This is a genomic window from Alteromonas sp. 07-89-2 (assembly GCF_013113925.1).
GTDB lineage: Bacteria > Pseudomonadota > Gammaproteobacteria > Enterobacterales > Alteromonadaceae > Alteromonas > Alteromonas macleodii.
Window position 1 is genome coordinate 57,282 of record NZ_VTYM01000020.1, and the last position, 16,171, is coordinate 73,452.

1 protein-coding gene is annotated in these 16,171 nt (G+C 50.2%); it reads right to left on the bottom strand.

Features of this window, described 5'->3' with window-relative positions; all coding sequences use genetic code 11:
• Positions 1-187: 187 nt before the first annotated feature.
• Entirely contained in the window at positions 188-16,132 is a 15,945-nt protein-coding gene (locus F0261_RS13795; RefSeq protein WP_367613866.1) for a BapA/Bap/LapF family large adhesin, read from the bottom strand.
• Between the last annotated feature and the right edge of the window lie 39 nt (positions 16,133-16,171).

A 16,171-nucleotide genomic window follows, 5' to 3' on the forward strand; every position in this document is an offset into this window, starting at 1 on the left:
CTAATGCGTAGGGAGTTTTATTATACGTAGTTCGGGAAAATACGAAACCCTTTGTTAACAAGGTGCAGCGCTATGAGAAGAACGTCTCTGTCATTGACGTGAAAGTAATGAGCCCATGGCCTGCTTTTCTAATGCATATAAAAAGCCCTCGTAGATACGAGGGCTTTGGCTATGGTCAGCGTATTTTTTAAATATCCGTAGGTGGAAGTTTATCAATCGCCGTTTTCAGTACCTCTGACTCGGTAGGAGATGTCGCGCCCACGTCACTTCCGCTTTCTTTAGTTGCGTCAACTGCTGAGTCGCTTGAACTGGTAGTGGAAATACTCTCGCTATCAGAGTCAGGCGATGTTGGCTCAGTAGAGGGGAGAATTAAATCTTCTGGAGGAAGATCAATGTCCACAACATCAACAGTCACTTCAGTAACAGGCCCAGTTGTAACAATATCGCCTTCTTCAGGAAGGGTGATTGTGTCTTCTGGTACTGTTCCGGAGGTGATAGGTTCTGGCGCTGTACTTTCTGGTGTAGAAAGCTCAGGCGAAAGCGGGCTTGTACCCTCGTCCGGCGCGGTGGGCACAGGACCGCCAATATCAACCGTATCAAGCTTAGTGCCAGACAGGTCGATAGTATCTCCTCCACCAAAACCATCGCCCACAGTGGTACCAAGTGTGCTTACCTCGTCTTCAGGTAGCTTAATGATATCTGGTGTACTCTCTACTGGCTCCGTTATCGCTGAAGGCTCGCTCATAAGCGGTGCAGTAGGCTCGTTTTCTGGTGTTATCAGTCTAGTTTCAGCGTTTAGATCGACTGTTTGAAGCGTTTGCCCTGTTAGGTCAATGACGTCAGGTGCTGTAGGCTCGTCAGTAACCACGGTGCCGCTGCTATCTGATGCACTTACAGACTCAGATGAACTGCTCATTACCACTTCTGGTACACCTTCACCAGATGCCGTTACAAACACGTTGAACTCTGCCTGTTCGATAGTGCCGTCTGGATATTCGATACGGTAAGTAAAGGTATCCGTTAAGGTGCCACCAAATACTGCTAGCGTGTTGTCAGGGGTATAAGTGTAATCTCCATTTACATCTATTTCTAACGTTCCATATTGCCCTTGCACAATTGTGGTGTTGGTGAAACTATTAAAGTTTGTACCATCGGCCGAGATGTACACTTTATCTACGCTATCTTGGAATACATCATTCTCGAACAGATTGCCTGTAGCGGTTTGTACTTCGTCTACCACAAATTGGGTTAAGAAATTAATGCTCGAGTTTAGATCCACATTTATTGAATTACCTAAACCTAATAGGCCTCCATCTACATCCATAGATATCCTATACTCTCCTTCCTCAACACCGAATATGGTAAATTCACTACCTCCACCAATACCAAGAAGTCCAATAAGTTGATCGCCAGTGAAAGACTCTACTTCTCTCCAAGTATTATCTTCAAGTATTTCTAAACTTATTTCGAATCCTGATCCTAACGAAATCAAACCGGTTTTTGTGATATTAAATGTTATATCTTGGGTGGTGTTAGGATCTACAATGAAAGATTCACTTTCAGTGATGTTTGAAGGCGAAGGAACCACTATAAAAGCTATCGTTGTTGCTGAGTAACTTAATGCGTTTTCGATGTCCAAACCATCACCTGAATTAAAATCATAGAGTAGTTCAGCACTCGCCGAGTCCGCAGACACCCCTTGTCCTGATAGATTAAAGTTTAAGTTTGCGGTAGAGGTATTCGTGCCATCAGAAATGGTGTAGCTGAAACTATCCGTGCTACCCAAGCCGTCACGTACGCCGTTGGCTACGTAGGTGTAGCTCCCGTCTTCAAAGATGGTGAGGTCGCCATAGTCACCTTTAATAGTAATGCCCGATAGGCCAGTACCCAATACGGTCACAGACTCTCCACTGGCATTAGTAACTTGTGTCACTACGCCGCCCTCAGCAATACTATCTGCTACGTCACCACTGTTGGCTGCATCAATAACATTACCAGAGGTAGTCGTGCTACCTTCAAACTGATATTCCGTTAGCGTTGTTGTCACATCCGTTTGTTCTAGCAAGGATATCGTATTGTTGAGCAATAACTCGGCAATATCGTCAATGAGAGCATCAGCCAACTGTGCTACTCCTAGTGTTGTAAGACCTGAGTTAATAGTATCTACCAAGTCGCCAGCTCCAATCGTGTCTGCGGTAGCTAGGATTGGCTCAAGAATAATTTCTCTTACTAGAGTTCCTAAAGGTATAACGCCTAAACCTGCTTCACCATTTAGCGCAGTTTCAATTGCATCTAGCACCACCTCTTGGTTTTCCTCGCCAAGAACAACCCCGCCATCACCTAGTTCAGCAAGTGTTATCGAGCTGTCACCATTTTGGTCAAACAAGTTTCCAAGGGTACTTTGACTGTTACGAACAACAACCGCATAGTCTCCAGCAGGGAGCCCAGAGAACTTTGCCACCAAGGTGTCATCACCTAACAAGCCCAAGACATTTAACCCTACAGCGTCACCAATCAGAGGGCTGTCTGGTGCTGTCGCTGAGGCAACTACATTGCCATCTGCATCAACAATATCAACTCGATAACCATTGGCCACTGCAACTAGCGCAGTTTGACTAACCTCTACAACCACCTCTCCGAAGTAGTCGGCTCCGACAGTAAATGTTGTACTAGCGGTAGGAGAACCTGCGGCAGGTGAACCAGCTGCTACGTCAATCACCTGCAAGTCGCTATCAGTAACTGGAGTATTAACGATGGCGGTTTGTGCGCCTAGCTCCATATCATTGTTATCGGTTTGGGCGACTACTGGCGGGAAGTCGCTGCCAGATATGTTGATGGTAAGCGCCGCAATATCAGAAGTTTCACCATCTGATAGGGTGTAATTAAACACTTCGTCCTGACCAATTGCACTACGATCGCCATCGGCGGTATAGGTGTATGTGCCGTCTGCAGCAATTTCCAGTACGCCATAGTTACCTTGAATAGTAACCGTACCAGTAGCAGGAACAGCCACACTATCACCAGAGGCGTTGGTAACCAGTGTTACTTGGGCACCGTCTAAGATAGTGTCGGCGCCTACGCCACTAATATCACCGTCAATTAGGTTACCTTGGGCCACTAAATCCCCCGTATAGGTGTACTCCGTCAACGTGGTGGTGATATCAGTGTTTTCGAGTACTGATACTGTATTGCTGAGTAATGAAGTGGCTACGACACCTATGACTGCGTCAAGAAGACCAGTCACACCGAGAAGGTCTAAGGGAGCAGTTAGTTTATCAACGAGTATAGCCGCGATTCCTCCGGCACCAATAATAGGGGTGTCTGTTAGGGCTGCTTCTAAAGCATTTCTCGTTAACGTGCCAACAGAGTCACCTAAAATCCCCAAGCCTAAAAGGTCATCATTTAAAGTGCTTTCTACGAGGTCTAGTACTGCTTCTTGGTTATTTGGTCCTAGTACAACGCCTGCGTTGCCAAGTTCAACTAGGCTGACATCTCCACTTCCATCACCGTCCAGTAGTTCTTCTAACTTGCTCTCATCGTTGCGAACAACAACATAGTAGGTACCTGCATCTAGGCCTGTTAGTGAGAAAGAAACCGTTTCGTCATTCGAAATATTGAAGGTTTCTAATCCACCTATGTCAACTAACTCTGAGTTTGCAGTTCCGCCTTGATAAACAAGCTGACCATTTTCATCATAAATCTGAACCGCGTAGGCATCTGCAACTGCAGCAAGCGCAATTTGTTGAACTTCTACAAAGACTTCACCTACATTGTTAGGGGAAACCGTAAAGGTAGCTGCCGCATCAACACCAGGTGTGAAAAGCCCTACCTCGAGAACGTCTACATTACTGGTTGTCTCAGAAGGATATACCGTCACAACAGGTTCGCCCATATCAACGGTGTTACCGTCGTTTATAGCATCGAGAGCCTGTACGACAACATTCTGACTTGCTGTGCTTGCCGAGTTACCTGCTTCGTCGGTGACTGTTGCCACCACCGCGTAGGTACCTGCTGGTAGCGTTGTGCCTGTTAAATCAAGGCTCCAGTTGCCGCTGCCATCAATGGTAAGTTCAGGGTCAGTGCCAAAGGTATAGGACGTGCCATCAACGGTAACGGTTAGGGTAGTATTGTCACCAAGATCCACCGTACCATTAAAGATTAGCGTGCTATCGCTAGTAATAAAGTCTCCAGCTACTCCAGAGTCGTTTGAGATACTGTCGAAGGTTACTGTTTGACCATTATTGTTTTCATCAATACTGGTATCGATAACAACTGTACCTGTGTCAGTAGCAACATTGCCTACAGCATCTGTGGCGGTAACTACAGCCGTATAATTTCCTTCAGCAAGCAGGGCGACGATATTGTCAGCTAGCGTCCACGTGCCGTCACCATTGTTGGTAGCGGTATAGTCAACGCCGTCAATGGTGACTACTACAGTAGCCGTTGGGTCATCAACCGTACCCGTTAGTGCAGGCGTAGTATCGTTAGTCGTCACATCATTGATGGTTACAACAGGTGCCACGGCGTCTACCGTGTCAGATGCCGGCCCACTGGTGTTGCCCGCTTCATCAGTAGCCGTTACCGTTACTACAACTCCATCTGCTAATGGTGTATCTGGCGTTACGCTCCAATTGCCGTCGCCATCAGCGATGACGGTGAAATCTGGCGTGCCGTCTCCGTCTACATCCACATCTACCGTTGCGCCCGCTTCGGCTGTGCCGGTAATTTCAGTGCCGTTGCCCGCTTCAACGGTAGGCGCTGCTGGTGCTGTGGTATCAATAACCACTGTACCAGTATTCGTACCCACATTACCTTCTGGGTCGGTTGCAGTAACCGTTGCGGTATAGCTACCTTCAGCAAGTGCCGCTACCGCATCGTCAGCTAGTGTCCACGTGCCATCACCGTTATTGGTGGCGGTATAGTCGGCTCCATTGATGGTAACAACCACCGTGGCTGTTGGGTCGTCAACCGAACCAGTAAGTGCCGGCGTTGTATCGTTCGTTGTTAAATCGTTAAAGGCAACCACTGGCGCAGCCGCGTCAACCGTGTCTGAGGCTGGGTTACTAATGTTACCCGCTGCGTCAGTTGCCGTTACGGTCACAATTACGCCATCGGCAAGCGGTGTATCAGGCGTAATGCTCCAATTACCGTCGCCATCAGCGATGACGGTGAAATCGGGCGTGCCGTCGCCATCCACGTCTACATTTACGGTTGCGCCTGCTTCAGCGGTACCGGTAATTTCAGTGCCGTTGCCCGCATCTACAGTAGGTAACGCAGGTGGTGTAGTATCAATCACTACGGTTCCTGAATTTGAACCTACATTGCCATCGGCATCCGTGGCAGTAACGGTAGCGGTATAGCTACCATCTGCAAGTGTAGCCACTGCATCGTCAGCCAGCGTCCAGCTTCCATCCCCATTGTTAGTTGCGGTGTAGTCCACACCATCAATGGTCACTACTACGATAGCGTTTGGATCGTCCACCGTACCGGTTAGTTCTGGTGTATCGTCATTAGTAGTTAAGTCGTTGATTGTAACGACTGGTGCAACAGCGTCTACTGTATCTGACGCTGGTGCACTGACATTGCCAGCTTCATCAACCGCCGTTGCCGTAACAACCGCGCCATCGGCCAGCGGTGTAGTGGGGGTTATTGACCAATTTCCATCGCCATCTGCGATGACGGTGAAGTCTGGCGTGCCGTCGCCATCCACGTCCACATTTACAGTTGCGCCGGCTTCCGCAGTACCCGTAATTTCAGTGCCGTTACCTGCATCGACGGTAGGCGCTGCTGGAGTAGTGGTATCAATCACCACAGTACCAGAGTTAGTTCCGGTGTTACCGTCGGCATCAGTAGCAGTAACCGTAGCGGTATAGCTACCTTCAGCCAGCGCGGCAACGATATCGTTAGCCAGTGTCCAGCTGCCATCACCATTGTTTGTCGCGGTATAGTCTGTACCGTTAATGGTAACGACCACTATGGCGGTTGGGTCGTCCACCGAACCGGTAAGTGCAGGCGTGGTATCGTTAGTCGTTAGGTCGTTAAAGGCAACGATTGGCGCAACAGCGTCTACCGTATCAGACGCTGGACTACTCGTATTGCCAGCTTCATCGGTTGCTGTTGCCGTGACAACCACGCCATCCGCTAGTGGTGTTGTGGGTGTTACTGACCAGTTACCATCGCCATCAGCAATTACTGTGAAATCAGGTGTGCCATCACCGTCAACGTCTACGTTTACAGCTGCGCCTGCTTCGGCTGTGCCGGTTATTTCGGTACCGTTGCCTGCATCAACAGTAGGCGCAGCTGGCGCAGTAGTATCGATAACACCGCCATTTTCGTTTGCGGTTGCCGTATTGCCCGCGCCATCTGTTGCACTTGCGGTGACTGAATAATTACCTTCAGATAAGGCCGCTGGTACATCTACAGAGAAGGTGCCGTTAGCTTGAACAATGGCGTCAAATGTTTGGGTGTTTCCTGCACTATCGGTAACGCTGATGGATACGGTGCTGCCTGGCGCAATATCTGTAGTACCGGAAATGGTCGGTGTTGTATCGTTTCCTGTGCCAAGCGAGTCCAAGGTTAGGTTTGGCACGGCTGTATTTATATTGCCGCTGGTAGTATCAGACGCCGAGTTTCCAGCGGCATCAGTGGCGGTAGCAGTAACATCGAAGTTTCCGTCTGCCATTGCATTGGGCACGTCGGCGCTGAAATTACCAAGGCTATCGACAATAGCCGTAAATGTCTGTTCTGCTCCTGCACTGTCGGTGACGGTTATGGTCACTGAACTACCTGGGCTTAAATCGGTGCTACCGGTGATCGTTGGCGTGGTATCGTTACCTGTGCCTTGTGCATCTAAATTGATAGTCGGCGCGGTAGTGTCTACGCTACCGTTTGTTTCAGTGGCCGTTGTCTCATTACCTGCTGGGTCTTGGGCAACGGCGGTAACGGTATACCCTCCTTCAGCCATGGGGCTTGGCACATCGGCCGAGAAACTGCCGTCTCCCTGAACGGTTGCATCGAAGGTTTGGCTTACACCTGCGTTATCCGTCACAGTAATCGTTACCGTAGCACCTGCAGGCAGGTCAGTATTCCCTGATATTGTAGGCGTTGTGTCACTGTCTGGGGCTAGTGTATCTAACGATAGAGTAGGGGCTGTCGTATCAATAATACCTGTGTTGTCTACGACGGTAGTGCTATTACCCGCTTCATCACTTGCCGTGGCTTCAACACTGTATGCACCTTCTGCCAAAGGCGCAGGCACATCCACTGTAAAGTTTCCATTTACATCAACTGTAGCTGTGAGGGTTTGAACATTTCCTGCGCTGTCAGTTACCACAAGCGTAACTTCACTACCCTGCGCAAGGTTTGTGCTACCAGATAGGGTAGGCGTTGTGTCATTGCCTTCCTCAAGTGGCGTTAAGGTTAGTGATGGTGCTGTAGTGTCTATGCTTCCAGCATCACTGGCTGTCGCTGTATTACCTGCCTCATCACTGATGGTAGCGCTTACCGTGAAGTCGCCTTCAGCTAAATCTGTACCTGGGGAGATAGAGAAAGAACCATCGGCCTGTACCACTGCGCTTAAGGTCTGGGTCGCACCAGCACTATCCGTTACCAAAATAGTGACCACAGCGCCCGCAGGTTCATCGGTTGTACCGGTAATGAGTGGCGTCGCGTCGTTAGTGGTATCGGCAACATCTATAGTAAGTGTAGGTACTAGAGTATCAACTACGCCTGCCTCGTTATCGGTTGCACTGTTGTTTGCTTCATCGGTGGCGTTTGCTGAAACAGTGAAGTTTCCTTCAGCCATCGCCGCTGGTACATCGGCAGAGAATACGCCGCCCGCGCCAACCAATGCAGAGAACACCTGTGTATTACCCGCACTATCAACAACAGTTATTTGCACTGTAGAACCTTGCGGTAAATCTACAGTACCGCTTATGGTTGGGGTTGAGTCGCTAACTGTGCCTGGCTCGTCCAGCGTAATAACAGGTGAAATTGTGTCGATTAAGCCGGTTTCAGCGTCGGACGCTGTATTGCCAGCTTCATCAACAACGGTAGCCTGAACTGTGTAGTTACCCTCAGCCAAAGTGGTCGGTACGTCTACGCTAAAAGAGCCGTCGCTTTGCACGGTTGCTGATAAGGTTTGTATATTGCCAGCGTTATCGGTGACGGTAATTGAAACCGTGCTTCCGGCTGGCTGGTCTGTCGTTCCGCTAATGGTTGGTGTAGCATCATTGCCAACACCTTGCTCTGCCACATCAATAGCCGGTGATGTGGTATCTACCACACCGCCAGTTTCAGAGTCAGAACCGGTATTTCCGGCTCCGTCAGTCACCTCTGCGACAACTGTGTAGCTACCTTCGGCCAAGTCTGACGGTACGCTTGCGCTGAAGGTGCCATCTCCTTGTACTGTTGCGGTAAAGGTTTGAACTGCTCCAGCACTATCTGTCACTGTTAAAGTGACGGTGGCACCAACTGGCGCGTTAGTTGTGCCAGAAATAAGAGGCGTAGCATCGTTTGTCTGGCCAAGGGCATCTAGGGTAATGTCCGGGGCGCTTGCATTAATATTGCCGCTATCCGTCACTGTCGTGCTATTGCCCGCAGCATCGCTTGCACTGGCTGTTACATCGTAATCGCCATCAACAAGCGCGCTGGGTATTTCAACTGAGAAAGTGCCATCCGCGTTTACCGTAGCAGTAAGGTTCTGTACATTACCGCCTGCATCGGTGACAACCAGTGTAATTGTTGCTCCCTCTGGCAAGTCGGTAGTACCGCTTAAAATTGGCGTTGCGTCATTGCCGCTGGCCACTGGATCTAAGTTGATAACAGGTGGGGTGGTGTCAACTGTACCGTTGTTATCAACCGCTGTGTTTTGATTACCTGCATCATCAGTCGCCGTCACTTCTACGGTGTAATCGCCTTCTGCAAGGTCAAGGGGCACATCAGCGCTAAAGCTACCGTTCGCTTGCACTATGGCAGTGAAAGTTTGCGTATTGCCTTGGCTGTCAGTCACGCTAATGCTTACAGTGCTGCCCGCAGCTAAGTCGGTGGTTCCCGATATAGTCGGTGTAGCGTCGTTGGTCAGGCCTTGTGCGTCTAACGTTATGGTGGGGGCTGCTGTGTCTATGACACCGTTATTATCTATTGCCGTTGCTGAATTACCCGCATCGTCAGTCGCAGTGACAGTCACACTGAAACTGCCCTCAGCTAAATCGGCAGGAACATCAGCACTGTAAGTGCCATCGTTTTGAACAGTTGCTGTGAATGTTTGGGTATTTCCAGCGTTGTCTGTCACGCTTATGCTAACTGTGTCGCCAGCATTGAGGTCTGTGGTGCCAGAGATAGACGGCGTTGCATCATTGCCAAGCCCCTGTGTATCGATGGTTATCGATGGGGCTGTTGTATCGATGTTACCGCCATTTTCGGTTACCGATGCACTGTTGCCAGCGCCGTCTGTGGCGGTGGCAGTAACAGAATAGTCACCCTCAGGTAAGCTCGCAGGAACATCAGCCGTAAAGCTTCCATCGCCTTGCACTATGGCACTGAATGTCTGTGTGTTTCCAGCACTGTCAGTCACAGTCAGCGTTACAGTACTACCTGGCGCTACGTCGGTATTACCTGAAATAGTCGGCGTCGTGTCGTTGCCCGACCCTAGAGGATCAAGGGATAGGGTAGGCGCGGCAGAGTTTATGTCGCCGCTCACTGTATCTGTAGCAGTATTACCTGCAGCATCAGTGGCCGTTGCAGTAATGTCGAAGTTTCCGTCAGCCATAGGATTAGGCACATCTGCACTGAAGTCGCCATTACCATCAACAGTTGCAGTAAACGTCTGCACAGTGCCAACACTGTCAGTTACTGTGATAGTTACTGTGCTTCCTGCGGCCAGGTCTGTATTTCCGCTAATGGTAGGCGTGTTATCGTTACCTGTACCAAGCGGATCCAAAGTGATAACAGGCGCTGTGGTATCTACGCTGCCACCCGTTTCAGAATCAGAACCTTGGTTACCTGCCGCGTCTTGAGCCGTTGCGGTAACCGTATAGTCACCTTCAGCTAGTGGTGAAGGTACGTTGGCGGCAAAACTGCCGTCGGTTTGTACCGTTGCGGCAAAGGTTTGCGTGTTACCAGCACTGTCGACCACCGTTAGTGTAACAATGGCGCCAGCTGGAAGGTTTGTGGTGCCAGAAATAGTTGGCGTAGCGTTATTCTCTGGCGTCAATTCGTCAAGGTTTAGCTCAGGTGGCGTGATGTCGATAACGCCTGAATTATCAAGAACCGACGTGCTGTTGCCTGCTTCATCAGTGGCGGTAGCTTCAACAATGTACGAGCCTTCAGCAATGGCACTGGGCACATCAACCGTAAAGCTTCCTGCAGCATCAACTGTTGCTGTAACCGTTTGAATGTTGCCAGCACTGTCTGTGATAACCAAGGAGACCACGCTACCTTCGGCTAGATCTGTACTTCCCGAAATGGTTGGGGTTGTGTCGTTGCCTAATCCTTGAGGGTCTAAAGTTAGGGTAGGCGCTGTGGTGTCTATGGTGCCTATTGCATTGGCTGACGCACTGTTGCCAGCATCGTCGGTGGCCGTTGCGGTAACCGTAAAGTCACCTTCGGCCAGTGCAGCTGGTACATCCACAGTAAAGTTGCCGTTTGCGTCAACCGTTGCGGTCACAGTTTGCGTATTGCCAGCGTTGTCGGTGATCGACAGCGTTACGCTCTCACCTGCTGCTAAGTCCGTAGTGCCTGAAATGGTCGGCGTAGTATCGTTATTTGAACCCAGCGCATCTAGTGAAATAACGGGGGGGACAGTATCGACGATACCGTTATTGTCGGTGACAGAGGCACTATTTCCGTTGCTGTCTGTAGCGGTAGCGGTTACTGAGTAATCACCTTCGGCAAGAGGCGCGGGGACATCAGCACTAAAGTTACCGCTCGCATCAACAAGTGCAGTAAAGGTTTGGGTGTTGCCTGCACTGTCAGTGACAAAAAGCGTTACGGTTGAACCCGCGGGTAGGTCAGTCGTACCCGAAATGGTTGGTGTAGTATCGCTAACCGTAACTTGCGCATCTAGTGTCAACGCAGGGGCGCTGGTATCTAACGTACCGATATCAGAGGTGGTGGTTGAATTACCTGCATCGTCTGAGGCACTTGCTGTTACCGTGTAGCTGCCGTCTGGTATAGTGTTTGGAAGATCTGCGCTAAAGTCACCATTCGCGTCCACAATGGCGTCAAAGGTTTGTGTATTGCCTGCGCTATCTGTGACGGTTAACGTTACTGTGCTTCCCGGCGCTAAATCAGTGCTGCCCGATATGTTAGGCGTTTCATCGTTGCCTGTGCCCTGCGGATTTAGCGTAAGTACAGGGGCGGTGGTGTCAATATTGCCACCGTCTTCTATTGCGGTAGTTGAATTACCTGCATCATCTGTTGCAGTAACTTCGACGCTGTAGTCTCCTTCAGGCAGTGGAGACAATACGTCTGTTGCAAAGTTACCGTCTGCATCAACCAATGCGTTAATGGTTTGCGTGTCGCCATTGCTGTCAGTCACGGTGATCACAACAACAGCGCCTTCAGGTAAATCTGTATTACCTGAAATAACCGGCGTAGTGTCACTACCTGAATCTAACGGGTTCACGTTAACAATAGGTGCTTGAGTATCAATACTTCCATTTGTTTCGTTTGCCGTTGCGGTGTTGCCTTGTGCATCGCTTACTGTTGCCGTAACGGTAAAGTCGCCTTCAGCCAGGGCGCTAGGCACATCGGCACTAAATGTGCCGTCTGCTTGCACGGCTGCTTGGAAACTTTGCGAGTTACCGTTGGCATCTACCACAGTAATGGTAACTAGTGTGCCAGGTGCCACGTCGGAAGTACCTGTGATAGTTGGGGTAACATCGCTGGTAGCGCCTTGTGTATCAAGGGTTAACAGCGGCGCTTCGCTATCTACATTACCTGTTGTATTGGCATTCGCGGTATTGCCTGCACTGTCGGTTGCACTGGCACTAACAGTAAAGTCGCCGTCAGCTAGTGCGTTTGGCACATCTACACTGAAGCTACCATTTGCATCGACCAAGGCATTGATAGTTTGTGTGTTTCCTGCGCTATCTGTTACGACAAGTGTAACCGTGCTTCCTTCAGGAAGGTCAGTGGTGCCTGAAAGCGTAGGTGTGGTGTCACCCGTGCTGCCAGGGTTTTCAAGGGTAAGCGTAGGCGCGGTGGTATCTACAACGCCGCCATTGTCGGTTACTGTTGTCGTATTGCCATCGCCGTCAGTTGCGCTGGCGGTAACGGTGTAAGCGCCATCAGCGAGTGGGGTGGTAACATCTGTACTAAAGCTTCCGTCTGCACCTACTGTCGCGGTGATCGTTTGCGTGTTCCCTGCGCTATCCGTTACGGTTAAGGTAACCGTACTTCCTTCAGGCAAGTTGGTGGTACCTGAAATAAGGGGCGTGCTGTCATTCGTCTCGCTTTGCCCATCTAGCACTAACGTGGGTGCATTAGTATTAATGTTACCCGTTGCGTTGTCTGTAACTTCATTGCCTGCTTCATCTTCTGCCGTGGCAGTAACCGTATAGTCTCCGTCAGCCAGTTCTTGCGGTACGTCGACAGAGAAATTACCGTTAGCATCGACTAAGGTGTTGATGGTTTGGGTGTTACCAGCGCTATCAACGACTGTTAGCGAGACAACACTTCCTTCAGGCAGATCGGTGCTGCCCGATAAAGTTGGTGTGGAATCGTTACCAGAACCCACTGGATTTAAAGATAGCGATGGTGCGGTTGTATCTACAATGCCGCCGTTTTCTGTCACGCTAGCGGTATTACCATTTTCATCAACAGCGGTTGCTGTAACGGAGTAGTTACCTTCTGCTAATGCGCTAGGTACTTCAGCGCTAAAGTTTCCGTTTTCATCTACAACGGTTTCAATCGTTTGCTGATTACCTAAGCTATCGGTGACGACCAGTGTTACCGTGCTACCTTGTGGCAAATCTGTCGTGCCACTAATAAGCGGTGTGGTGTCGTTGCCAATATCTTGTGGGTCAAGCGATAGCGTTGGTGCTGCGGTATCAATATTGCCCTGTGTCGATGCAGAGTCTTGATTACCCGCATCGTCAGTGACCGTCGCGGTAACGGTAAAGGTGCCGTCGGCAAGCTCTGCCGGCACGTCAACAGAGAAAGTACCGTCATTTTGGACAAGAGCGTCAAAGGTTTGCGTATTGCCTGCACTGTCTGTAACAGTGATTGATACACTGCTACCCGGTGCCTGGTCTGTGTTACCTGAGATGGTTGGCGTAGTATCATTGGTACTGCCTTGAGCATCTAGATTAACCAGCGGCGATGTAATATCGATATTACCGCCAGTTTCCGTTGCCGTTGCGGTATTGCCGTTCGCGTCAGTTGCTGTAGCTGTTACGCTATATTCACCTTCCGCTAAAGGATTGGGCACATCGACACTGAAATTACCAGAACCGTCTACCGTTGCCGTAAATGTTTGCGTATTGCCAAGCGCATCGGTAACAGAGAGTGTAACAGTGCTGCCAGCGGGTAAATCGGTAGTACCTGAGATAGTAGGCGTGGTGTCGTTGTCATCACCCAGTGGGTCAAGGGTTAAGCTTGGCGCATTGCTGTCCACGGTGCCAGTTTGTGACGTTGAAGCACTATTTCCCGCAGCATCGGTGGCTGTTGCTTCAACAGTGTAGTCGCCGTCAGTGAGTTCAGCAGGCACGTCTGCGCTAAATTCACCGTTCGCGTCTACTGTGGCAGTAAAGGTTTGGCTGTTTCCAGCACTATCGGTAACGGTAAGTGTAACCGTGCTGCCTGATTCCAAGTTTGTAGAGCCGCTAATTGAAGGTGTCGTGTCGTTACCTGTGCCAAGTGGCCCTAGTGAAATGGTGGGGGCTTGCGTATCAATGTTGCCGCCATTTTCAGTGGCAGTTGTTGTATTGCCTGCCTCGTCTGTAGCACTGGCCTCTACGGTATATTCACCCTCAGTAAGCGGCGTTTGCACGTCGACGCTAAAGTCACCGTTTTCATCAACGATGGCATCGATAGTCTGCGTGTTGCCCGCACTGTCGGTCACTACAATGGATACTGTTGAACCAGGTGGTAAATCGGTAGAGCCAGAAATTGTTGGCGTGGTGTCGCTGCCGTCAGTTTGTGGGTCTAGAGAAAGCGCTGGTGCGGTAGTGTCTATGTTGCCACTGTTGTCGACAGCGGTAGTTGTATTACCCGCTGCATCAGTTGCTTCGACAGAAACCTCATAATTGCCCTCTGCTAGCGCTTCTTCGACATCGGCGCTGAAATTACCATTTTCATCAACAACGGCGGTAACGGTCTGCGTATTACCCTGACTATCGGTGACGGTAATAGCGACCTCGCTGCCAGCGGGTAAATCTGTATTACCTGAGATAGTCGGTGTCGTGTCGTTAGTATCCGTTTGCGGGTCGATGTTCACAATTGGTGGGGTGGTATCAAGTACAGTAGTGGCCGTGGCGGTAGAGCTATTGCCATTTTCGTCTGTCACCGTCACTTCAATCTCGTATTCGCCCTCTTCAGAGCCTGGAGGGAATGCAACATTGAAGTTGCCATTCTCATCGGTTGTCCCCGTTATTGTCTGGCTGTTGCCGTTGCTATCTGTGATAACAACCACAACCTCTGAATTAGGGGCGTCTGACGACCCCCCTATGCCTTCACTACCGTTGGTAGGAGAGCCGGTTTCAATAGCAACATTAGGGCCTTGGGTATTAATAACCGCATCGATAGACGTTGAAGCGGTATTGCCCGCCACATCAGACACAGTAGCGGTTACCGTGAAGTCGCCGTTTGCGAGTGCTTGCGGCACTTCAGCACTGAAGCTACCGTCTTCTTGCACTGTTGCAGTAATGGTTTGCGTAGTGCCGTCTGAATGTACGATTTCTAGCGTCACTATCGCACCCGGTTCTGCGTCGGTGTCGCCATTTATCACCGGCGTGTCATCATTGGTTGAGCCAATAGGATCAAGGTTGATTATCGGCGCCGTGGTGTCAATTTCGCCAGTCACTGTGGTGGTAGAACTGTTGCCTGCTGGTGTTGTTACAGTAACATCAACCGTGTACTCACCTTCGCTAAGCTCCGCTGGCACATCTTCGTTGAATGTGCCGTCCGCGCCCACTGTAGTAACGATTGTTTGTTCGTTACCTTCGCTATCTGTAACAACAATGACGACTTCACTGCCAGGAGGGGCATCGGTTTCACCAGAAACGTTTGGCGTAGTATCGTTCGTTGGAGCAGGTTGATTTACGGTCGTCGAAGGACTCGTAGAATCGTAATCGCCGCTTGCTGTTGCTTGTGCGGTGTTACCCGCATCATCTGTCACCTCGGCAGTTACGCTGTATGTACCCTCAGCCACCGCATTTGGAACTTCAACGGTAAAGGTACCATCGGCAAGCACAGTGGTGGTAAAGGTTTGAGTAACGCCAGCACTATCGGTAACGGTAAGGGTTATCGTGCTTCCGGGCACGGCATCCGTTAATCCCGAAAGTGTGGGGGTAGCATCGCCATTTATTCCTGGGTCGTTTAATGAGATGGTTGGTGCCGTCACATCGATAGCACCTTGTGCTTCGGCATTGGCCGTATTGCCTGCTTCATCAGTTACGCTGGCGTTAACGGTAAACTCACCTTCAGCTAGTTCAGCCGGTACGTCAGCGCTGTAAGTGCCGTCAGCCTGCACAATGGCGGTCACGCTTTGCGTAACGCCTGCACTATCGGTAATGGTTAATGTTACTGTGCTACCAGGCGCTGCATCGGTTGTACCTGAAAGGGTAGGCGTGGTGTTGTTACCAGTCGCTATAGTGTCGATAGTGATCGACGGTGCAATGGTATCAATTTCGCCCGTGGTTTCAGCGGTTGCAGTGTTGCCCGCTTCGTCGGTTACGCTGGCGTTAACGGTAAACTCGCCTTCAGCTAGTTCAGCCGATACGTCTGCAGTGTATGTGCCGTCAGCCTGTACGATAGCAGTCACGGTTTGCGTATTACCTGCGCTATCAGTAATGGTTAGTGTAACTGTGCTGCCAGAGGCGGCATCGGTTGTACCTGAAAGGGTAGGCGTAGTGTCGTTACCAGTCGCTATGGTATCGATAGTGATCGACGGCGCAGTGGTATCAATCACGCCCGTGGTGTCTGTGGTTGCCGTATTACCCGCTTCATC